General features: G+C 61.7%; 20 protein-coding genes and 1 tRNA gene. 3 read left to right on the top strand and 18 right to left on the bottom strand.

What is annotated here, in order from left to right:
- Positions 1–7: 7 nt before the first annotated feature.
- The 17 genes from nuoK to PAN31117_RS12760 all read right to left on the bottom strand — a co-directional run bounded on the left by nuoK (position 8) and on the right by PAN31117_RS12760 (position 15,580).
- The gene (gene nuoK / locus PAN31117_RS12840; RefSeq protein ID WP_023596640.1) at positions 8–319 is read right to left on the bottom strand and encodes an NADH-quinone oxidoreductase subunit NuoK; all 312 of its coding nucleotides are present in this window, start codon (positions 317–319) and stop codon (positions 8–10) included.
- A 9-nt stretch (positions 320–328) separates the two neighbouring features.
- Positions 329–964: an NADH-quinone oxidoreductase subunit J gene (locus PAN31117_RS12835; RefSeq protein WP_039399233.1), complete on the bottom strand. Its 636-nt coding sequence runs from the start codon at positions 962–964 to the stop codon at positions 329–331.
- 80 nt (positions 965–1,044) lie between these two features.
- Positions 1,045–1,536 (bottom strand): NADH-quinone oxidoreductase subunit NuoI, encoded by a 492-nt coding sequence (gene nuoI, locus PAN31117_RS12830; protein ID WP_046291526.1) that lies wholly within the window; start codon positions 1,534–1,536, stop codon positions 1,045–1,047.
- Between the two features lie 23 nt (positions 1,537–1,559).
- A complete protein-coding gene (gene nuoH / locus PAN31117_RS12825; RefSeq protein WP_039399237.1) occupies positions 1,560–2,624 on the bottom strand; it encodes an NADH-quinone oxidoreductase subunit NuoH in 1,065 nt (354 codons plus the stop codon).
- The gene (gene nuoG / locus PAN31117_RS12820; protein ID WP_150738537.1) at positions 2,625–4,937 is read right to left on the bottom strand and encodes an NADH-quinone oxidoreductase subunit NuoG; all 2,313 of its coding nucleotides are present in this window, start codon (positions 4,935–4,937) and stop codon (positions 2,625–2,627) included.
- Positions 4,938–4,966: 29 nt separating this feature from the next.
- Complete coding sequence (gene nuoF / locus PAN31117_RS12815; protein ID WP_150738536.1) at positions 4,967–6,259, bottom strand: NADH-quinone oxidoreductase subunit NuoF; 1,293 nt, start codon at positions 6,257–6,259, stop codon at positions 4,967–4,969.
- Complete coding sequence (gene nuoE, locus PAN31117_RS12810; RefSeq protein ID WP_046291523.1) at positions 6,256–6,756, bottom strand: NADH-quinone oxidoreductase subunit NuoE; 501 nt, start codon at positions 6,754–6,756, stop codon at positions 6,256–6,258. The genes nuoF and nuoE overlap by 4 nt, the downstream gene beginning before the upstream one ends.
- 169 nt (positions 6,757–6,925) lie before the next feature.
- Complete coding sequence (locus PAN31117_RS12805) at positions 6,926–8,179, bottom strand: NADH-quinone oxidoreductase subunit D (RefSeq protein WP_039399245.1); 1,254 nt, start codon at positions 8,177–8,179, stop codon at positions 6,926–6,928.
- 9 nt (positions 8,180–8,188) lie between these two features.
- Positions 8,189–8,788 (bottom strand): NADH-quinone oxidoreductase subunit C, encoded by a 600-nt coding sequence (locus tag PAN31117_RS12800; RefSeq protein WP_150576757.1) that lies wholly within the window; start codon positions 8,786–8,788, stop codon positions 8,189–8,191.
- A 12-nt stretch (positions 8,789–8,800) separates the two neighbouring features.
- Positions 8,801–9,280, bottom strand: a complete 480-nt coding sequence (locus PAN31117_RS12795; RefSeq protein WP_010807413.1) for a NuoB/complex I 20 kDa subunit family protein — start codon at positions 9,278–9,280, stop codon at positions 8,801–8,803.
- A gap of 48 nt (positions 9,281–9,328) precedes the next feature.
- Positions 9,329–9,688: an NADH-quinone oxidoreductase subunit A gene (locus tag PAN31117_RS12790; protein WP_039368621.1), complete on the bottom strand. Its 360-nt coding sequence runs from the start codon at positions 9,686–9,688 to the stop codon at positions 9,329–9,331.
- Positions 9,689–9,818: 130 nt separating this feature from the next.
- Positions 9,819–9,903, bottom strand: a tRNA-Leu gene (locus tag PAN31117_RS12785).
- Positions 9,904–10,045: 142 nt separating this feature from the next.
- A complete protein-coding gene (secG, locus tag PAN31117_RS12780; protein WP_150738535.1) occupies positions 10,046–10,414 on the bottom strand; it encodes a preprotein translocase subunit SecG in 369 nt (122 codons plus the stop codon).
- A gap of 100 nt (positions 10,415–10,514) precedes the next feature.
- Positions 10,515–11,282, bottom strand: a complete 768-nt coding sequence (gene tpiA / locus PAN31117_RS12775) for a triose-phosphate isomerase (RefSeq protein WP_150738690.1) — start codon at positions 11,280–11,282, stop codon at positions 10,515–10,517.
- A 191-nt stretch (positions 11,283–11,473) separates the two neighbouring features.
- On the bottom strand, positions 11,474–12,487 hold the full coding sequence (locus PAN31117_RS12770; protein WP_150738534.1) for an NAD(P)H-quinone oxidoreductase: 1,014 nt from the start codon (positions 12,485–12,487) through the stop codon (positions 11,474–11,476).
- Between the two features lie 470 nt (positions 12,488–12,957).
- Positions 12,958–13,356: a response regulator transcription factor gene (locus PAN31117_RS12765; RefSeq protein ID WP_150738533.1), complete on the bottom strand. Its 399-nt coding sequence runs from the start codon at positions 13,354–13,356 to the stop codon at positions 12,958–12,960.
- Between the two features lie 250 nt (positions 13,357–13,606).
- On the bottom strand, positions 13,607–15,580 hold the full coding sequence (locus PAN31117_RS12760) for a sensor domain-containing diguanylate cyclase (RefSeq protein ID WP_150738532.1): 1,974 nt from the start codon (positions 15,578–15,580) through the stop codon (positions 13,607–13,609).
- A 333-nt stretch (positions 15,581–15,913) separates the two neighbouring features.
- Here PAN31117_RS12760 and mutS point away from each other — a divergent pair, with 333 nt between their 5' ends.
- Positions 15,914–18,628, top strand: a complete 2,715-nt coding sequence (gene mutS / locus PAN31117_RS12755; protein WP_246189059.1) for a DNA mismatch repair protein MutS — start codon at positions 15,914–15,916, stop codon at positions 18,626–18,628.
- Positions 18,629–18,677: 49 nt separating this feature from the next.
- Complete coding sequence (locus tag PAN31117_RS12750) at positions 18,678–20,120, top strand: hypothetical protein (protein ID WP_150738531.1); 1,443 nt, start codon at positions 18,678–18,680, stop codon at positions 20,118–20,120.
- A gap of 194 nt (positions 20,121–20,314) precedes the next feature.
- Here the strand turns inward: PAN31117_RS12750 and PAN31117_RS12745 are convergent, their stop codons facing one another.
- Positions 20,315–20,842 carry an FKBP-type peptidyl-prolyl cis-trans isomerase gene (locus PAN31117_RS12745; protein WP_150738530.1) on the bottom strand — a complete coding sequence of 176 codons (528 nt, stop codon included), beginning with the start codon at positions 20,840–20,842 and terminating at the stop codon, positions 20,315–20,317.
- A gap of 65 nt (positions 20,843–20,907) precedes the next feature.
- Between PAN31117_RS12745 and PAN31117_RS12740 the strand changes: the two genes are divergently transcribed.
- On the top strand, positions 20,908–22,128 hold the full coding sequence (locus PAN31117_RS12740; protein WP_246189058.1) for a ribosomal protein uL16 3-hydroxylase: 1,221 nt from the start codon (positions 20,908–20,910) through the stop codon (positions 22,126–22,128).
- Positions 22,129–22,289 lie beyond the last annotated feature (161 nt).

The following is a 22,289-nucleotide window of genomic DNA, read 5'->3' as shown; positions in this document are numbered from 1 at the left end:
GTTCGCTTTAACCCTTGAGGCGGTCGAGATCTTCGACGTTGACCGTTTCGAGCTTACGGAACAGCGTGACCAGAATAGCCAGACCGATCGCAGCTTCTGCGGCGGCCACCGTAAGAATGAAGAACACGAATACCTGGCCGGCAATGTCGCCCAGGTAATGCGAGAACGCGACGAAGTTCAGATTGACCGCGAGCAACATCAGCTCGATGGCCATCAGCAGCACAATCACATTTCTGCGGTTGAGGAAGATACCGGTGATGCTGATCGCGAACAGAATCGCGCCCAACACCAGGTAATGCGCTAGCGACAACGACATCATGCTGTCTCCTTATTCCGCCGCCGGCTTGTCAGTGCCGGTGGATTGCTGCCGGGCTTCGGCGGGCATCGACACCAGACGCACGCGGTCGCGTTTCTTCACGCGCACCTGCTTGCTCGGGTCGGTCTGTTTGTGGTCCTTACGGGTACGCATCGTGAGCGCAACGGCTGCCACGACGGCCACCAGCAGGATCAGACCTGCCACTTCGAAGGCGAAGATGTAGTCGGTGTAGAGCGCAACGCCAAGCGCCTTGGTATTCGACACGTCCGGTGCCGACACGGCCTTGACCGGGGCACGCGTGGCACCATACCCGCGCATCAGCACGAGCGCTGCTTCGACGATCATGATCGCGCCGACGGCACTCGCCAGCGGAATGAACTTACCGAAGCCGCGACGCAGTTCGTCGAGATTGATGTCGATCATCATCACCACGAACAGGAACAGCACCATCACCGCGCCGACGTAGACGAGCACCAGCATGATTGCCAGAAACTCGGCTTCGAGCAGCATCCAGATCGCCGCAGCATTGAAGAAGGCCAGCACCAGGAACAGTGCCGACTGTACGGGATTGCGCGAGGTCACGACCTTCAGGCCGGAGATCACGAGGATCAGCGCAAACACGTAAAAAAGAAAAGTTGTGAATTCCATAATCACCGGGTGTGCCGAGAATTAGCCAACGTCTATTGCCGTACCGGGCGCGCTACCCAAGCACCGCGCCCTGCCCTGCATTAACGGTACGGCGCATCGGCCGCCTTGGCCGCCGCGATTTCGTTTTCGTAACGATCGCCCACCGCGAGCAGCATCTCCTTGGTGAAGTACAGATCGCCACGCTTCTCGCCGTGATACTCGAGAATGTGCGTTTCGACGATCGAGTCCACCGGGCAGCTTTCTTCGCAGAAGCCGCAGAAGATGCACTTGGTCAGATCGATGTCGTAGCGCGTGGTACGACGGGTATTGTCGTCACGCACATCCGATTCGATCGTGATTGCCATTGCCGGGCACACGGCTTCGCACAACTTGCAAGCGATGCAACGTTCTTCGCCGTTCGGATAACGGCGCAGTGCGTGCAGCCCGCGAAAACGCGGCGACAGCGGCGTCTTCTCTTCCGGAAACTGCACCGTCACCTTGCGTGCGAACGTGTAGCGCCCTGTGAGCGCCATGCCCTTGAGCAGTTCCAACAACAGGAAACTGCCGAAAAAGTCCTTGATTGCCCTTACCATGGGATTCCTCTACTCCGTTCGCCTCAGCCCCAGATGTTCCAGGGCGACATGATCCAGCCCCCAACCACGATCACCCAGAGGATCGTCAACGGCAGGAACACCTTCCAGCCCAGACGCATGATCTGGTCGTAGCGGTAGCGCGGGAACGTCGCACGCACCCAGATGAACACCGACAGCAGCAGGAACACCTTGAAAGCCAGCCAGAACACACCCGGGATGAACGACAGGAAGCCGAACGGCGCACTCCAGCCACCCAGGAACAGCACCGAGGCCAGCGCCGAGATGATGATCATGTTGATGTACTCGGCCAGGAAGAACAGGGCGAAGCCCATGCCCGAGTATTCGATCATGTGACCGGCCACGATTTCCGACTCGCCTTCCACCACGTCGAACGGGTGACGGTTCGTTTCCGCAATGCCCGAGATGAAGTAGACGACGAACATCGGCAGCAGCGGAATCCAGTTCCACGACAGCAGGTTCAGCCCCATGCCAGCGAACATGCCGTGCTCTTGCGAGCGCACGATGTCCGACAGATTGAGCGAGCCGGCCGTCATCAGCACCGTAACCAGCGCGAAGCCCATGGCGATTTCGTAAGAAATCATCTGAGCCGATGCGCGCATGGCGCCGAGGAAGGCGTACTTCGAGTTCGAGGCCCAGCCGGCGAGAATCACGCCGTAGACACCGATCGACGAAATGGCCATCGCGTAGAGCAGACCGGCGTTCACGTCCGCCAGCACCGCGCCCGGCTGGAACGGGATCACCGCCCAGATCGCGAACGCCGGCAACACGGCCATCACCGGAGCAATGGCGTAAATGCCCTTGCTGACTTGCGACGGCGTGATCACTTCCTTGAGCAACAGCTTCAACACGTCGGCGATCGGCTGGAGCAAACCGGCCGGACCCACGCGGTTCGGACCGAGACGCACGTGCATCCAGCCGATGAGCTTACGCTCCCACAGAATCAGATACGCCACGCACAGCAGCAGAATCACGGCGACGACGAGAATGCGGACCAGCGCCCACACCGTCGGCCAGGCAACGCCCAGCAACTGCGTGCCGTATTGATTGATGACTTCGTTCAGGCTCATTTACGCCTTCTCCACCGAGATTTCACCGAACATCGCGCCAAGCGCGGCGGACGCCGGCGTGGCTGCCGGTACGCGCACCACATTGGCGGGCAGCGTTTCCGAGCGAGCGGCCGGCAGCGTGACCACGGCGTCGCCCTGGCGCACGCGAACCGCGTCGCCCTTGGCGAGACCCAGGCTGTCGAACAGCGCAGCCGGCAGCGTTGCGCGCAGCGCAGCCTTGGCATCGTTGGTCAGTTGCAGCGACGGTGCGCGGCGCACGAGAGCGTCGGCAGCATAGATCGGCACATCGGCCAGACGCTCCAGCCCCTGACTTGCGGCCTTCGGTGCCGCCAGTGCCCCGCGAGCGCGGTTGTCGAGCGACGCTGCGGAGAAACCGGCCAGCGCTTCGTCACGCACCTGTTCGGCGGTGTCCTGCTCGAAACCCTGCAGCTTGAGCAGGTTGCCCAGCACACGCAGCACCTTCCAGCCCGGACGGGTTTCGCCCAGCGCACGCACCACACCGTTGAAGTGTTGCGGCAGACCTTCGGCGTTGACGAACGTACCGGCCGTTTCCGTGAACGGGGCGATCGGCAGCAGCACGTCGGCGTATTCGAGGCCGTGCTTGAACGGCGAGAGCGAGACGACCATCTTCGCGGCGGTCAATGCCGTGAGTGCTTGCTTCGCGTCGGCCGAGTCGAACTCCGGCTCGGCATTGAGCAGCAGGTAAGCCTGACGCGGTTGTGCGAACAGTGCCGCAGCGCCCTTCGCGTTCGTGGCCTTCACGGCATAACCGCCCACCGTGTTCGCGCCTTCCGTCAGGAAGCCCAGCTTCGCACCGGTGATGTCGGCGATCACTTGCGCGATGGCGTGCAGTTGAGCGAATTGCGGATGTTGCACAACGGCGTTACCCAGCAAAATCGCACGACGCTCGCCGTTGATCAGCGAAGCGGCGATCGCCTTGGCTGCGTCGCTGGCGTTCACATCGGCCAGTTCTGCCGGGGCAGCAACGCCCTTGGCAGCTGCGGCGGCGACAGCGATACCTGCGAGTTCGCTCACCCACGCGCTCGGTGCAGCGATGATCTTGTTGGCGAGCTTCACCAGCAGATCGTCGTCCGAGCCGTGCAGCAGATTCAGTTGACCACCGGCCTTCACAGCCGAGCGCAGACGCGAGGCGAACAGCGGATGATCCTTGCGCAGGAACGAGCCGACGACCAGTGCGCTTTGCAGCGTATCGAGTTCGGCGATCGGCAGGCCGAGCCACGGGGCACCCAGGGGGCCGCCCGACACATCTGTCTGACGCAAACGGAAGTCGACGTTGTCGCTACCCAATGCACGCACGAACTTCTGCAACAAGTGCAGTTCTTCGATCGTGGCGTGCGGCGAGGCCAGTGCTGCAACGGCGTCGGCGCCGAAGTCGCGGATGATGTCCGTCAGACCGTGACCGACGTACTCAAGTGCCGTCTGCCAGTCGACTTCGTGCCACTCGCCGCCCTGCTTGAGCATCGGCTTGGTAAGACGTTCGTCGCTGTTCAGGCCTTCGTACGAGAAGCGATCCTTATCCGAGATCCAGCACTCGTTGACCGCTTCGTTTTCGAGCGGCACAACGCGCATGACCTTGTTGTTCTTCACTTGCACCACGAGGTTCGCGCCCACGCCATCGTGAGGGCTCACCGACTTGCGCCGCGACAGTTCCCACGTACGGGCGCTGTAGCGGAACGGCTTCGAGGTCAGCGCACCGACCGGGCACAGGTCGATCATGTTGCCCGAGAGTTCGGAGTCGACCGTCTTGCCGACGAACGACGTGATTTCCGAGTGCTCGCCGCGACCCAGCATGCCGAATTCCATGACGCCGGCCACTTCCTGGCCAAAACGCACGCAACGGGTGCAGTGAATGCAGCGCGACATCTCTTCCATCGAGATGAGCGGGCCCACGTTCTTGTGGAATACCACGCGCTTCTCTTCCTGATAGCGCGAAGCCGACTTACCGTAACCCACTGCCAGATCTTGCAGTTGGCACTCACCGCCCTGATCGCAGATCGGGCAGTCGAGCGGGTGGTTGATCAGCAAGAACTCCATCACCGATTGCTGTGCCTTCACAGCCTTCTCGGAGTTCGTACGCACGATCATGCCGTTGGCCACCGGCGTAGCGCATGCCGGCACAGCCTTCGGGGCCTTCTCGACCTCGACCAGGCACATGCGGCAGTTCGCAGCGATGGACAGCTTCTTGTGGTAACAGAAGTGGGGAATATAGGTGCCGTTCTTCTTGGCAGCCTGGATCACCATGCTGCCTTCGGGCACCTCGACCTTTTGGCCGTCAATTTCGATTTCAACCATAGCGGTTCAATGCCAAGCGTCAAAAGGGATTAGTGAGCGCCGACCAAGCAATGCTTGTGCTCGACGTGGTAGGCGAACTCGTCCCAGAAGTGTTTGAGCATGCCGCGCACCGGCATCGCTGCGGCATCGCCCAGCGCGCAAATGGTACGGCCCATGATGTTCTCGGCCACCGAGTTGAGCAGGTCCAGATCTTCCTTGCGGCCTTCACCATGCTCGATACGATTGACCACGCGCCACAGCCAGCCAGTACCTTCACGGCACGGCGTGCACTGACCGCACGATTCTTCGTAGTAGAAGTACGACAGACGCAGCAGCGACTTCACCATGCAGCGCGTTTCGTCCATGACGATCACCGCGCCCGAACCCAGCATCGAGCCAGCCTTGGCGATGCTGTCGTAGTCCATCGTGGTGTCCATCATCAGCCCGGCCGGCACGACAGGTGCCGACGAACCGCCAGGAATCACTGCCTTGAGCTTCTTGCCACCGCGCATGCCACCGGCCAGTTCGAGCAGTTCGCCAAACGGCGTGCCAAGCGGCACTTCGTAGTTACCCGGCAGCTCCACATCGCCCGACACCGAGAAGATCTTGGTGCCGCCGTTGTTCGGCTTGCCCATTTCCAGATACTGCTGCGGGCCCGTGGCCAGCAGGAACGGAACGGCTGCGAACGTTTCGGTGTTGTTGATGGTCGTAGGCTTACCGTACAGACCAAAGCTCGCCGGGAAAGGCGGTTTGAAACGCGGCTGACCCTTCTTGCCTTCGAGCGATTCGAGCAACGCGGTCTCTTCGCCGCAGATGTACGCACCGTAACCGTGGTGAGCGTGCAACTCGAACGAGAAGTCCGTACCAAGAATGTTGTTGCCCAGATAACCGGCTGCGCGCGCTTCGTCCAGGGCTTCCTCGAAGCGTTCGTACACTTCGTAGATTTCACCGTGGATGTAGTTATAGCCGACCGAAATGCCCATGGCGTAAGCACCGATGGCCATCCCTTCGATCAGCGAATGCGGGTTGTAGCGCATGATGTCGCGGTCTTTGAACGTACCCGGCTCGCCTTCGTCCGAATTGCAGACGAGGTACTTCTGACCCGGGAACGCACGCGGCATGAAGCTCCACTTCAGACCGGTCGGGAAGCCTGCGCCCCCACGACCACGCAGGCCCGACGCCTTGACGTCGGCAATCACCTGCTCCGGCGTGATGCCCTCTTTCAGAATACGTGCGAGCTGCTGGTAACCACCGCGCTTGACGTAATCTTCGAGGTGCCAGTTCTCGCCATTCAGATCGGCAAGAATCAGCGGCTTGATGTGACGGTTGTGCAGCGACGTCATGCTTTCTCTCCTGCAGCGCCCTTGGCCGTCAGCTCGTTGATGAGCGCGTCGACCTTTTCTTCGTTCATGAAGCCGCACATGCGATGGTTATTCACCAGCATGACGGGAGCGTCGCCACAAGCGCCCATGCACTCGCCTTCCTTGACCGTGAAGAGGCCGTCGGGCGTGATGTCGCCATACTCGACGCCCAATTTCTCCTTCAGGTACTTGGCCATTTCTTCGCCACGCGTGAGCTGGCAAGGCAGGTTCGTGCACACGGTCAACTTGAACTTGCCCACCGGGCTCGTGTTGAACATGGTGTAGAAGGTTGCGACCTCTTGCACCGCGACTGCGGGCATCTCGAGGTAGTCCGCCACGAATTGCATCACTTCGGGCGACAACCAGCCTTTTTCGACCTGCGCTACGGCAAGGGCGTGCATCACTGCCGACTGCTTCTGCTCGGCAGGGTATTTGGCAACGGCACGGTCGATTTTCTTCAGGGCTTCGGGAGAAAGCATTTCCGATCCGACTGTTCTCTAAAACGTTATCCCCGCTCGTGCCAGCGCGGGCGCGCCGATTTTTTCGACTGCCCACGCACAACTGGCACGGCTACTGGAACGGCAACGGTATCGACCTGCGAAACCCTGCCGAAAAAAACTCGCGGACGCACAAGGCGCCCGCTGCGACTTAGCGATCGATCTCGCCGAACACGATGTCCTGGGTACCGATGATCGCCACAGCATCGGCAATCATGTGACCCTTCGCCATCTCGTTGAGCGCCGAAAGGTGGGCAAAGCCCGGCGCACGAATCTTCAGGCGATACGGCTTGTTTGCACCGTCCGACACCAGATAGATACCGAACTCGCCCTTCGGGTGCTCGACAGCGGCATACGTCTCGCCGGCGGGCACGTGGAAGCCTTCCGTGAAGAGCTTGAAGTGGTGAATCAGCTCTTCCATGTTCGACTTCATTTCGACGCGCGACGGCGGAGCCACCTTGTGGTTGTCGGTGATCACCGGACCCGGATTCTCACGCAGCCACTTCACACACTGGCGGATCAGGCTGGCCGACTGGCGCATTTCTTCCACGCGCACCAGATAACGGTCGTAACAATCGCCTTCCTTACCCACCGGAATTTCGAAATCGAGGCGGTCGTACACTTCGTACGGCTGCTTCTTGCGCAAGTCCCAGGCAATGCCCGAACCGCGCAGCATCGCGCCGGAGAAACCGAGCTGCATCGCGCGCTCAGGCGACACCACGCCGATACCCACCAGACGCTGCTTCCAGATACGGTTGTCGGTGAGCAGCGTTTCGTACTCGTCGACACACTTCGGGAAACGGATGGCGAAATCTTCGATGAAGTCGAGCAGCGAGCCTTCGCGTGCTTCGTTCATCTTCTTGATCGCGCGCTCGTTGTGAATCTTCGACGCACGATATTTCGGCATCGTGTCCGGCAGGTCGCGATACACGCCGCCCGGACGGTAGTAGGCCGCGTGCATACGTGCACCCGAAACGGCTTCGTACACGTCGAACAGATCTTCGCGCTCACGGAAGGCGTACAGGAACACGGCCATCGCGCCCACGTCGAGGGCGTGCGAGCCGATCCACATCAGGTGGTTCAGCACGCGCGTGATCTCGTCGAACATCACACGGATGTATTGTGCGCGAATCGGCACGTCGACGCCGAGCAGCTTTTCGATCGCCATGACGTATGCGTGCTCATTGCACATCATCGACACATAATCGAGACGATCCATGTACGGCACGGATTGCAGGAACGTCTTCGATTCGGCGAGTTTTTCGGTCGCACGGTGCAACAGGCCGATGTGCGGATCGGCACGCTGGATGACTTCGCCGTCCAGCTCGAGCACCAGGCGCAGCACGCCGTGCGCTGCCGGGTGCTGCGGACCGAAGTTCAGAGTGTAGTTCTTGATGTCTGCCACAAGGCCACCTTAATGTTTCAGACCGGCGTAATGCTCTTCGCGGATGATGCGCGGCGTAATTTCGCGCGGCTCGATCGTCACCGGCTGATAGATCACACGCTTCTGCTCCGGGTCGTAACGCATCTCGACATAACCCGACGTCGGGAAGTCCTTGCGGAACGGGTGACCGATGAAGCCGTAGTCCGTGAGAATACGGCGCAGGTCCGGGTGACCTTCGAACACGATGCCGACCAGATCGAATGCTTCGCGCTCGAACCAGTCGGCCGAGCTCCACAGATCGATCAACGATGCCACGACCGGCAGATCATCTTCCGGTGCGAACACGCGCACACGCAGACGCCAGTTGTGGGTGAGCGAGAGCAGATGCGACACAGCGGCATAACGCGGACCGTCGTAAGCACCATCGCCGTAAGCCGAATAGTCGAGACCGGCAACGTCCATCAGTTGCTCGAACTTCAGCTCGGGATGATCGCGCAGCGTACGCGCCACTTCGAGATAGTCGCTAGCCTTGACGGTGAGCGTGAGCTCGTCGAGGGCTTCCACCAACTGCTCGGCCCGCGGGCCAAGCACGTTTTGCAGGGTGGTCTTGAGTTTTTCTAGTGTAGACATGGGCGGTAGCGGTTATTTACGCGCGATCGTCGCAGTCCGCTTGATCTTCGACTGCAACTGGATGATGCCGTAGACCAGCGCCTCGGCCGTCGGCGGACAGCCCGGCACGTAGACGTCGACCGGCACGATGCGATCGCAACCGCGCACCACCGAGTAGGAATAGTGATAGTAGCCGCCGCCGTTGGCGCACGACCCCATCGAGATCACCCAGCGCGGCTCGGCCATCTGGTCGTAGACCTTGCGCAGCGCGGGCGCCATCTTGTTGCACAGCGTACCGGCCACGATCATCACGTCCGACTGACGCGGGCTGGGGCGGAACACCACGCCAAACCGGTCCAGATCGTAACGCGCCGCGCCGGCGTGCATCATTTCGACCGCACAGCACGCGAGACCGAACGTCATCGGCCAAAGCGAACCCGTACGCGTCCAGTTGATGAGTTTGTCAGCCGTGGTGGTGACGAACCCTTCGCGCAAAACCCCTTCGATGCTCATATGCTTACCCTGAATCCTTCTGCAATGCTGCCAATTACGTTGACGGTCTTATTCCCAGTCGAGCGCACCGCGCTTCCACAGGAAGACAAAACCGACGAGCAGTTCAAGCAGGAAACCCATCATGGAGATAAAGCCCACCCAGCCGATATCGCGCAGGGCGACGCCCCACGGAAACAGAAATGCCGTTTCGAGATCGAAAAGGATGAAAAGGATGGCGACGAGATAGTAGCGCACATCGAACTTCATGCGCGCGTCTTCGAAAGCCTCGAAGCCGCACTCGTACGGAGAGAGTTTTTCGCTGTCGGGATTGTTGGGGCCGAGGAATTTACCGACGCCAATCAGGACCGCCCCAAGACCGCCACCTACCAAAAGAAACAGCAGGACGGGATAATAGGTTCCGAGGTTCAACTCTACCCTCTTTCGGTTAGTTCAAAGAACCGCTCTCGTCGATGGTGTGGGGACCGGAAAGCGGATGAACGGTGAGCACAAAATAAAATGCCAGCCAAAGCATAAACGCAAGGCTGGCATCGTAGAACTGTGGTGCCGACGGCGAGACTCGAACTCGCACAGCTTTCGCCACTACCCCCTCAAGATAGCGTGTCTACCAATTTCACCACGTCGGCATTCATAGTCTGCAATCCGCTGTCACTTACGAATCGCTTCAAGACCGCTATATTAGCGCTCTTCGGCATTTTGTTCAACGCACAAATCGATTTTTTTTCAACTTTCTTTACAACGTATTACTTGTCACAAACGCAATGCGAATTACTTCGGCACGTCTTGCGGATTCGCAGCCGAAGCGGGTGCCGGAGCACTTGCTGCAGCGGATGCGGAAGCCGTTGCCGGCGCAGTCGCCGCAGGCAAATTACCAAGGACACCGATGTTTGATGCCGGCTTGTACGAACCCATATAAGTCAGGCCCAGCGTGGTCACGAAGAACACTGCAGCCAGTGCAGCCGTGGTGCGCGACAGGAAGTTGGCCGAGCCCGATGCACCGAAAAGACTACCCGACGAACCGCTGCCGAATGCCGCGCCCATGTCGGCGCCCTTGCCATGCTGCAACAACACCAGACCGATGATGCCCAGCGCGGAAAGCACCTGCACCACGATCAACAACGTTTTCAACAACCCCATCTCACCACCCGTATAGAAGAATCCAATTCATCCGATTCGCAGCGAAATTGATGCACTGCGTCATGACTATTTCATACCGTTACAACAAACGGTATTGGCATCAGCGCGACAGACCTGCCTCGCAAATCGCCAGAAAATCTGCTGCCTTCAATGCCGCACCGCCGATCAGCCCCCCGTCGACGTCCGCCATCGAGAACAGTTCGGCCGCGTTGTCCGGCTTCACACTGCCGCCATACAACACCGCCACATCCACAACCGCTTCACCCTTCGCACGCAGCAGCGAACGCAGATGCGCATGCACTTCCTGCGCTTGCGCCGAAGTCGCCGTCTTGCCCGTGCCGATCGCCCAGACCGGTTCGTAGGCAACAACGATCTGCGTAGCCTGCTCGACCGTCAGTGCCGCGAGTACCGTTTCAAGCTGTCGCGTGACGACGGCCGTCGTCTCACCCGCTTCGCGCTCGGCCAGCGTTTCTCCGATGCACACGATCGGCGTCATACCAGCATCGAGCACGCGCAGCGTCTTGGCCGCCACGCTCGCATCCGTCTCGCCGTGATACGCGCGACGCTCCGAGTGACCGACGATCACGAACTTCGCGCCGAACTCGGCGATCATCTGCGCAGCGACTTCGCCGGTGAACGCGCCGTTCACTTGCGCCGATACGTCCTGCGCACCGAAGCCCAGCACCTGCCCCGAGAGACGGGTCTGACATTGCGCGAGATAAGGGAACGGCACACAAACGGCCGCGGTCACGCCCGGCGCACTCAGCACAGGCGAAGCCAGCAGGTCGCCCAGCAGCGCCCCATTGCCGGCCAGACTGCCGTGCAGTTTCCAATTGCCCACGACGAGCTTGCCAGCCTTACGGCTGATGGTGCGAGCCGAAGCTGCGGTACCAGTTGTCACGCCTTATCCCCCAATGCGTATAGACGAAAAACCTCTCATTCTAGTGCGTCCGGGGCATAGGGGTCAATTTCGCTGGTTTTACAACGCGCGAAACCGCATGAAATGGGGCATTCACGCGGATTCGCAGCATCGGGCCCGGCGAATCGAACAGAACGTGCTTACCAAGTCAGCACGATCTTGCCGACGTGCGTGCTCGTTTCCATCAACGCATGCGCCTTGTCCGCCTGTTCGGCCGGAAACGTCTGATAAATCACGGGACGAATCTTGCCTGCGGCGAGCAACGGCCAGACCTTGTCGTGCAGGTTCTTGGCGATGGCCGCCTTGAAGGCCACCGAGCGCGGACGCAGCGTCGAGCCCGTCACGGTGAGTCGGCGACGCAGCAGCGCCCCCATATCCAGCGTCGCCTTGCTACCGCCGAGCAGCGCGATGATGGCAATACGTCCGTCAAAGGCCAGCGCCTGCACCTCGCGCGGCAAATAATCGCCGCCCACCATATCGAGCACGACGTCCACGCCGCGGTCCTTGGTGAGTTCCTTCGTCACGGCGACGAAGTCTTCGGTCTTGTAGTTGATGCCGCGCTCTGCGCCGAGCGTCTCGCAGGCACGCGCCTTGTCTTCGGAGCCTGCGGTGGCGAACACGCGATGGCCGAGTGCGACGGCCAGTTGAATCGCCGTCACGCCGATCCCGCTCGTGCCGCCCTGCACCAGCAGCGTTTCCTTGTCCCCCGCTTCGGTTTCGCCGAGACGCGCACGATCGAACACATTGCTCCAGACCGTGAAGAACGTCTCAGGCAACGATGCCGCCTCGACATCCGACAACCCATCAGGCACCGGCAGCACCTGCGCCAGCGGCGCGGTGCAGTACTCGGCGTAACCGCCGCCCTGCACCAGCGCACACACTCGCGAGCCGATCTTCAGACCCCAGCGGTTGTCGGTGCCTTCAAGCACACCTTGTGCGCCTTCCACAATTTCGCCCGCGACTTCCAGCCCCGGCAGGTCCGATGCGCCCGGCGGGACCGGGTACTGCCCGATGCGCTGGAGCACGTCCGGACGGTTCACGCCCGAGGCGCTCACCTTGATGAGCACTTCGCCCGGCTTGAGTTCGGGGCGCGCCCGCTCGGTGAGCTTGAGCACTTCCGGTGCGCCGTACTGAGTGATCTCGATGGCCTTCATCGTGTCTGTCCTCGATTCCTGGAGCGGTCTCGCCACGCAGGCAAAGCGCCGCCCCTTCTGGTTGGGGTGTCGATGGTGACGCGCAGACAGTCGGACCGACGCTTCGCGCGCAGCTCTTCTGTCATGACACACACCTTCCGTGAAAATTTTGTCGAGCCTGCACCATATCATCGACTGCACAATCGCGTCGGCTATGAATGCACGCGCGGCGCGACGGCCAAGCCATTCCGAATTAATCGGGACGTGGGAAGCGATGTCGAACTAACCGAAGGCAGCGCGAGCACCAACGCAAGCGCCAGGGATGCGCTTCGCAGGCCCCCATGTGACGGGCGCGCCGCAACGATCATGAAGCGCCAGGGATGCGCTTCGCAGGCCCCCATGTGACGGGCGCGCCGCAACGATCATGACGACCGTTCGCGACGCGCCGGGTTGACTTGCCATGTGAGGACCTGCTTCGCACCGAATACGCCTCAGGCGACGCCCTCGCTCCCTTCATCGATCAGACCGTGCCGGATGGCGTAGCCGATCAGTTCCGCGCTGTCGCCAAGCGCGAGCTTATCCAGAATATGGGCGACGTGTGATGCAACCGTCCGCTCGCTCAGGTGCAACGCGTGGGCGACCTCGTTGACGGCCAGGCCGTCGACCAGCATATGAAACACTTCGTTTTCACGAACCGACAGACTGCAATGTCTCGCATCATTGCCCCGCGCGTCGGTCTCCGAGCGCGTTCGTGGTCTGCGATGCAAGGCCCGCGGTGGATCATGGCGCGCACCCTCACCGGCCGCCTTGCTTGTCCGGCCGGCGTCGCGCCACCCTGCTTCGGAAGCCGCCCGCGTGACTGCACGGCCTCGTCCGCTTTCCAGTTTCATGCCCGCCTCCTTTTACGAAGACTTTCGAAACCTCCTGAAGACTTCCCCACACCCGACCGGCAGCGGCGTCGAGAACAGCCACCGAGCGCATCGCCGACGACGGGCGTCGCTCATTGTGCGTCAGACATTCACGCTCGTAACTTCAGGGAAGATGATCGCTGCCGCAGTTTCGATTGCCTGCGTCTAATGCAGGACAACGGTCGACGCAACGGCGCGCCACCCCCAGTGAGCGCCCGCTTACGGCACCCGCTTACGGCGCGCGTTCCGCGTCGCCGTTGCTGAGGACGAACCGCCCACGTCCGCCGTGCTTCGCCTCGTAGAGGGCGCGATCGGCCGCTTCGAACAACATGTCGGGCGTCTTGTCCTCGTTGCGCGCGACCATCGCCACGCCGACGCAAGCGCCCACTGACACTTCGCCAACCGAGAGCATCATCGGACGCGACGCGGCATCGAGAATGGCCATCGCCGCGCGCTCGACGTCGAGCAAGTCCTGCACATCGCGCATGATCACGGCGAATTCGTCGCCCCCGAAGCGGGCAATCACATCCCCCTCGTGCACGCTCGCGAGCAATCGTTTGGCGAGACGCCGAAGCAACTCGTCGCCCAGCGAATGGCCCCAGGTATCGTTGACCAGCTTGAAGCGATCCAGATCGACGAAGAGTAGCGCCTGCGCGCCCGCCCCTTCACGCGCGCGACGCACCGCACCCGACAACGCCTGATCGAAGCCCTTGCGATTGAGCAGCCCCGTCAGATGGTCCGTATGCGACTCGCGACGCCAGCGCCGTTCGTTAGAGCGCTCGACGGTGATGTCTCGCACGAACACATGTACGCCGGCCAGCACGTTATGCGTCGCCCATTCCGGCTGATAACTCACTTCGAAGCATCGATAGGCCGTGTCTTCACCGAAGTCCCAGATAAACGTGGCCGCCTCGCCAGCGAAGGCGCGGGTGAGATGCGGCGTGAACTCGCGATACAGCGACGGCCCGAGCAACTCGTGCGCCGTCACGCCAAGAATGCGCTCTCGCGAACGCCGCAGCCGCACCTCGCATGCGCGGTTCACGAAGGCAAACCGCTCGCCGCCGTCCAGAAACGCTACGAGATACGGCACGCGGTCCGCCACTTCCTGCATCCGTCGCACGTTCGCGCGCGCCGCTTCACGCGACATCTCAAGCGCTTCCGTACGTTCGCTCAGTTGCTCCATCATGGTGCGGAACGTGTTCGCGAGCGCCCCGATTTCGTCGGCACGCTGCACGGGCAGCGATTGCACCGCGCGCATGTCGCCTGCGCTGCGCTCGACCAAATCGCGCAGCGTGTCGAGCGGACGCAGCAAGCGCCGCGCCACCCACCACATCACGAGCGCAGCAATGCCGATCGCGGCGATGGCCAGTAGCACCACCTGACGCCGAACGTGAGAAATCGGATCGAACGCCTCCGCACCGGGCAGCACTGCCACAACGTTCCAACCGGTTGTCGTCATCGGGGCGCGCGCCACCAGCGGATGCATGTGGACGATGTCGTTCGAACCGGAGTCGCGCACGCCGCACATCGTCTGCACCGGGCCGACGGGCGTAAGAATCTTGGTGACGTCCGCTTGAATGACATAGCGCGGCGGATTCTCGTTCGTGATCAGGCAGTAGCGCCCTGTCTCACCGACACTGTTGCTGGCGAGATCGACGATGAAGTTCTGACGCAACAGATTGACCGCGCCACCGACGACGGCGATCAGCTTGCCCTGCGCGTTCGTGACAGGCACCGCGAGGACAATACCCGGTGAGGCGGTGATCTTGCCCGCGATCACGCTGGACGCCGATTGCGGCGCGCCCGCCAGCAACTGCCGGAAATAGTCGCGATCGGCGATATTGATCGGGGTTGCAGCGAAGGTGGAGTCGTAGAACAGATGACCGTCGGGCGCGGCCACAAAGATCGTATTGAACGTCTCCGGCATCGACACCGAGCGCCCCACGAAGGTCTCGAACTGCGCGGGCGTCATGGCAGCCGGGTCGCCGATATTGCGCGCCATGCGGTGCAGTTCAATGAATTTGGCGCGCAGCTTGTCGTCAAGCTGATCGGCTGCGAGCTTAACGTGCGTGTCGAGCTGCGCCTGCATCGAGTTACGCAACTCTCCATAGACGAAAAACTCGATCCCGACGGCCAATCCGACGATCAATATCATCGAGACGAGTGCTGTCGCCGCCGCGACTCGTCCCTTCAACGACTTCACCATGCTGGCCCGTACGAGAGTAGCTTTTGTCTTGCTTTCGCTTATTTTTGCGAGAGATTACCACCCGAAACGGCACATTTTCGGGAAACTTGAGAAATATTCGATGCCTCCTTGACTCTTTCGCGCGACATCCTCATCGGCACCGATGCGTGACATCGGTAAAGGATGGATAACGGCGCAACCCGAACCCGTCGTAAAATTGCGCATCCAACGCGCCACGATGGTGCAAACCGGCAGAGCCGACGAGATTTGGCTGCCGACTCACCGAGAGATGTGCCGGGCGGAAATCCCCGCCGGCGCGCATCGTGACCCGACTTGCCCGACCCGAATTCATTCATGACGAGCACCCAAGCGACTCCCGCGGCACCAGCCGCAGCCACTGCGACACCCGCCATGACGCCGATGATGCAGCAATACACGCGCATCAAGGCCGAGCATCCGAACATGCTGGTGTTCTACCGCATGGGCGATTTCTACGAACTCTTCCACGACGACGCCGCCAAGGCCGCGCGCCTGCTCGACCTCACGCTCACCGCCCGCGGGCAGTCCGGCGGACAGCCGATCCGCATGGCCGGTGTGCCACATCACGCCGTCGAGCAGTACCTTGGCAAGCTGGTCAAGCTCGGCGAATCCGTCGCCATCTGCGAACAGATCGGCGACCCGGCGACCTCCAAGGGGCCGGTCGAGCGCAAGGTCGTACGTATCGTCACCCCCGGCACGCTCACGGATGCCGCCCTGCTCAGCGACAAGGTCGATCAATATCTGCTCGCAGTGCAGATGCCGCCCGCGAGACGCGCGAGCGAACGCGTGGCGGGTCTGGCCTGGCTGTCGCTGGCCAGCGGCGAATTGCGCCTGATGGAAGTGGCCGCCGACAAACTGCCCCGCGAACTCGAACGCATCCGCCCGGCGGAAACGCTGGTGCCCGACAGCGCCGTCGAAGCCTTCGGTAGCTTCTCCCTCGGCACCACGACGCGCGTACCCGACTGGCATTTCGACACCGCCGCCGGCACGCAACGACTACGCGACCAACTGGGGGTTGCCAGCCTGACGGCATTCGGTTGCGACGGTCTCGATCCCGCGCTGGGCGCAGCGGGTGCATTGTTGCAGTACGCAGCCGCAACACAAGGTCAGTCGCTGCGGCATGTGCAAAGTCTGAACGTAGAGCGAGAAGCGGCCTATATTGGCCTCGACGCCGCCACACGCCGTAATCTGGAGCTCACGGAGACGCTGCGCGGCACCGAATCGCCCACCCTGCTCTCGCTGCTCGATACTTGCGGCACGACGATGGGCAGCCGTCTGATGCGTCACTGGCTGCACCATCCGATGCGCGATCAGCAAGTGCCGCAGTCGCGTCAGTTGGCGATCGCGACGCTACTCGAAGGCCCCGGTACGTGGCGCGCGCTCAATAGCGAACTGCGACACGTCGCCGACGTCGAGCGGATTACCGCGCGTCTGGCGTTGCTGACGGCGCGTCCACGCGATCTGTCGAGCCTGCGCGATGCACTGCGCAGGCTGCCCGAGTTGCACACCACCTTGCGCGCGGTCGAAGCACGCTCGCCGCTGCTGGCGATCCTGCACGAAGACCTCGCGATTCCGGACGATGCGCTCGCACTGCTGACGAGCGCTGTCGCCGAAGAGCCCGCGGCCATGCTGCGCGACGGCGGTGTCATCGCACGCGGCCACGACGCCGATCTCGATGAGCTGCGCGACATTTCCGAGAACTGCGGCCAGTTCCTTGTCGATCTTGAAACGCGCGAACGCGCGCGCACCGGCATCAACAATCTGCGTGTCGAGTTCAATAAGGTGCACGGCTTCTATATCGAAGTCACGCGCGGTCAGACGGACAAAGTGCCCGACGACTACCGCCGCCGCCAGACGCTCAAGAACGCCGAGCGTTACATCACGCCGGAACTGAAGACGTTCGAGGACAAGGCGCTGTCGGCGCAGGAGCGCTCGCTCGCGCGCGAGAAGATGCTCTACGACGCGCTGCTGCAATCGCTGCTGCCGCACATCACCGAGTTCAAGCGCATTGCGCAGGCGCTCGCACAACTCGACGTGCTGGCATCGCTCGCCGAGCGCGCCGAAACGCTCGGCTGGGTGAAGCCCGAACTGGTACAGGACCGTGTGGTCGACATTCGTCAGGGCCGCCACCCCGTCGTCGAACAACAGGTCGAGCGTTTCATCGCGAACGATTGCTCGCTGGGCGATCCGCGTCGGTTGCTGCTGATCACTGGCCCGAACATGGGCGGTAAGTCGACGTTCATGCGTCAGACCGCACTGATCGCACTGCTGGCGTATGTCGGCTGCTACGTGCCTGCCGAAGCCGTGCGACTCGGGCCGCTCGACGCGATCTTCACGCGTATCGGCGCGTCGGACGACCTTGCGGGCGGTCGCTCGACGTTCATGGTCGAGATGACCGAATCGGCGGCAATTCTGCACACGGCCACGGATCAGAGCCTTGTGCTGATGGATGAAATCGGACGCGGCACGTCGACCTTCGACGGTCTCGCGCTCGCATGGGCCATCGCCCGTCACCTGCTCGGCCACAACCGTTGCTACACCCTCTTTGCCACGCACTATTTCGAACTGACGCAATTGCCCGACGAGTTCCCGCAATGCGCGAACGTGCACCTGTCGGCGGTAGAACACGGCGAAGGGATCGTGTTCCTGCACGCCGTGCAGGACGGGCCCGCGAGCCAGAGCTACGGCTTGCAGGTGGCGCAACTCGCGGGCGTGCCGATGCCGGTCATTCGCGCGGCACGCAAGCATCTCGCGCTGCTCGAACAGCAGGCACTCGACCCCGCCGCGCCGCAACTCGATCTGTTTGCGCCGCGCGCGGCTGTTGAGCTTGTCGAAGAGGATGCGGACGACGACGCCATCGCACCGCGCGCAAACGGCGCGGGAGCGCACAGCAACCCTGCCCTCGACCCTGCGTCGGAAGCAGCGCTCGCACGTCTGGCGGAAATCGATCCAGACGATCTGCGTCCGCGCGAAGCACTCGATCTGCTTTATGAACTGCGAGGCCTGATGCGCGGCCGTACGCACGACTGACGTCACGCCCGCACGCGCCCATATGTCGAGCCTTCGTCGCCCACACGTCATGCATGACACCCGCACCGGCCTGCTGGCCGCGTGTCTCGTGACGTTGGCGCTGGCGATCGGCCCGATATCTTCGATTGCGGCGATGGCGACTTCGGGTGGCGCGAAGGCGTCGACCCGATCCGCGGCGAAGACACAACCCAAGGCGCCGGCCAAGCCGCCGCCTTTCGAGTTCGCGGTGCTCGGCAATACCCCGTTCAACAGCACCGAGGCGCCCGTCACGCGCAGTGTGCTGGCGAGCATCGGCGACACCCCGGCGGCGTTCGTCGTACACGCAGGCAATCTCAAAAGCGTTTCGGAATCGTGCCGCGACGACCTCGTCACGCAGCGCCTGAGTCTTCTGGCCAGTTCGCCCAAACCGATGATCTACGTGCCCGGCGCGAACGACTGGGCCGATTGCGAACGCGCGACAGACGGCAGCTATAACCCGGTGGAGCGGCTCGACTTCCTGCGCGATCACGCCTTCGACGACGATGCGCTACTGGGCCCCGGCCCTGTCGGCTACGCGCAGTTCGACCTCACGCGTCAGAGCGACATGGCGCGCTTTCGGCAGTATCACGAAAACGTGCGATGGTTTTATCGCGGCGTGGTTTTCGTCGGCGTGAATCTTCCGGGCAACAACAATAACTATCGCTCGGCCGGTGGACGGAACGGCGAGTATGAAGATCGGGTGATCGCGACGCGCGTCTGGCTGCAACACGCGCTCGTCTACGCGCAACAGAAGGACGCGCTCGGCATGGTCGTCATCGCGCAGGCCGACCCGGAGTTCGAGCCCGCGCGCGGCGGCGGGCTGGGCGGCATCTTCTCGGATCGTGCGGGACGTCGCGGCGTCGATGGCTATAAGGACTTCCGCATGCAGTTGCAACGACTGGCAGCGCGCTTCAAAGGGCCGATTCTGCTGATCGACAGCGGCAAGACCATGCATCACTCGCAACCCTTACGCGACGCTCATGGCGCACCGGTGAAGACGTTCACGCAGCTAAGCACCTTCGGGTCCCCCACGAGCAATCGATGGGTGCGCGTACACGTCGACCCCCGAACGTCTCAGCTATTCCGCTTCGAAAGCGCACTCCTGCCGCCCAATAGCACGTCCGTGCCAACGGCCAGCGCTCAGCGAAGCGGCGGTGCGGCAACCACACAAGGTGCCTCCTCGGGGGCGGAAGCGGCACGGGCGACGACAGGGAGTGGTGTGATTGCATCGGCTGCGGCGCCCGGGACTGCGCCCGCAGGCCATGTGACGCCGTCGGCTACACCTGCCTCAACGTCCACCGCGTCCACCGCGTCCACCACAACACCCGCCTCCGTGCCCTATGCGGTGCTCTACCCGGCCTCGGGACTGACGACCAATACCGCCATCAGCCTGAACCCGAACGAGGGCGTCATGCCGATCGGCCCGGCGATGCTCCCGAAAGCCACTTCTCGCAGTACTGCTCACGGCAACTGAGCCGGTTTGCGTCGCCGATTCGGATCAGGCCCGCGTTTCCACCCGCGTTACCCGACCACGCATCACGCAAGTACACGTGCGCAAAATGCAAACGCCGGACAGGCGCATCGCATTTCACGATGCACCTGTCCGGCGCTTTTGCTCATACTGCTCGCGGGCTTCGCGTCACGAGTGACGCTTGGCTGGTACCGCGATTAATGCAGCGTGGGCGCGTCGTCTTCGTCCTCATCGACGATCTCGAGACCCGACGCGCCATGCGCGTGCTGGTGCTCGATTTCCTCTTCGGTGGCCTGACGCACGTCCGTCACCTTCAGATCGAAGCGCAGTGCCATGCCCGCGAGCGGGTGGTTGCCGTCGAGCACAACCTTGTCGTCGGCAACGTCGGTCACCGTGTAGATCAACGTGTCGGCCTCTTCGTCACCGTCTTCCGGCGTGCCTTCGAACTGCATGCCGACTTCGAGCGGTTCCGGGAAACGGCCTCGCTCTTCGATCTTGATCAGCTCGGAATCGTAGTCGCCGAAGGCGTCCGTCGGTTCCAGTTGCAGTTGGGTTTCAAAGCCGACGTCCTGGCCATCGAGCGCTTCCTCGATCTTGGGGAACGTGCCATCATAGCCGCCGTGCAGATAGACCATCGGCTCGGCGCCGCTTTCTTCGATCAGGTTGCCCTGAGCGTCCGACAACTTGTAAGTCACCGAGACGACGGTATTCTTTTCGATCTTCATCAAACTCTCCGAAAAACAGCCCGCATTATACGCGCAGCCGTATGACAGCGGCCCGGCTCCTACGCATGACGACATCTCGCTCCCCATTGCCGTTGCTCGGCGACCTCGCTCCCGACGCTTTCATGAAGCGCTACTGGCATAAGCGCCCGTTGCTCATCCGCCAGGCGATCCCGGGCTTTTCCGCACCGCTCTCGCGTGAGGCGCTGTTCGCCCTTGCCGCCCAGGACGATGTCGAATCCCGCCTCATCACCCAAACGCGCAAACGCTGGCAACTCGATCACGGCCCGTTCGACATCGACGATCTGCCGCCACTCACGCGTAAGCAATGGACGCTTCTCGTGCAGGGCGTGAATCTTCACGCGCCGGCGGTCGACGCCCTCATGCAACAGTTTCGCTTCATTCCCGACGCGCGTCTCGACGACGTGATGATCAGCTACGCGACCGATGGCGGCGGCGTTGGCCCACACCTCGATTCGTACGACGTGTTCCTGCTGCAAGCGCACGGCAAGCGACGCTGGCGTATCGGACCGCAACGCGACACGACATGGCTGGAAGACGTGCCGCTGCGCATCCTGAAAAACTTCGAAGCCGAAGAGGAATGGATACTGGAACCGGGCGACATGCTGTATCTGCCGCCGGGCTACGCACACGATGGCGTAGCCGAGGGCGAGTGCATGACGTATTCCATCGGATTCCGCGCACCGCTCGAACAGGAGATGCTTCAGAACTTCCTGTATTACCTCGCGGAAAATGCAGCCGACCTGCCGTTTGCGCGTCATTTCGCTGGGCGATACGCGGATCCGAAGCAACCCGCCGTCAAACATCCGGCCGCACTACCCGAAGCGATGATCGACACACTCATCACGCAGCTCGAACGTGTGCGCTGGGGACAAAAAGAAGTCGAAGACTTCCTGGGACGCTGGCTGAGCGAGCCGAAGTCGCACGTTTTTTTCGATCCCCCTGAGAAGCCCCTTTCGACGTCACGTTTCGTGCACGAAGTATCTACACGAGGCCTGACGCTCTCGCCGAAGACGCAATTGTTGTATCGACGCAACCGGTACTTCGTCAACGGCGAACCACTTGAAGTGCCTGTCGCTGCGCGCTCTACGTTACGAACTCTTGCAGACCAGCGCGAGCTGAATGCAGCAGAATGTGCGAATTTCGAGCAAAAAGACCAAGAAATCGTTGAAATTCTGTACGATTGGTATGCTTCGGGATGGCTGCTGCTTGGACCAGACGCGAAAGGCGTGCGAAAGTTGCGCGCCGTAAGGAAAAAAGCGGGGTAAATCCGCGAGATTGACGTGACGCGTTGGGGAAAACCCAATATAATTTCTCGCCAAGCAGCTTGCATGACCAAGGGTAATCCTCAATTGCCAATGTCTCGCAATCGGCTTTGCGCTGGCAAGAGCGTATTACCGTAATTAATATTCAATTCGCTTGTCTTCTA

Origin of the sequence: Pandoraea anapnoica, assembly GCF_902459765.1 — a bacterium.
Taxonomy (GTDB): domain Bacteria; phylum Pseudomonadota; class Gammaproteobacteria; order Burkholderiales; family Burkholderiaceae; genus Pandoraea; species Pandoraea anapnoica.
The sequence above is the reverse complement of the archived record's forward strand: the minus strand, read 5'-3'. Positions and strand labels throughout refer to the sequence as shown.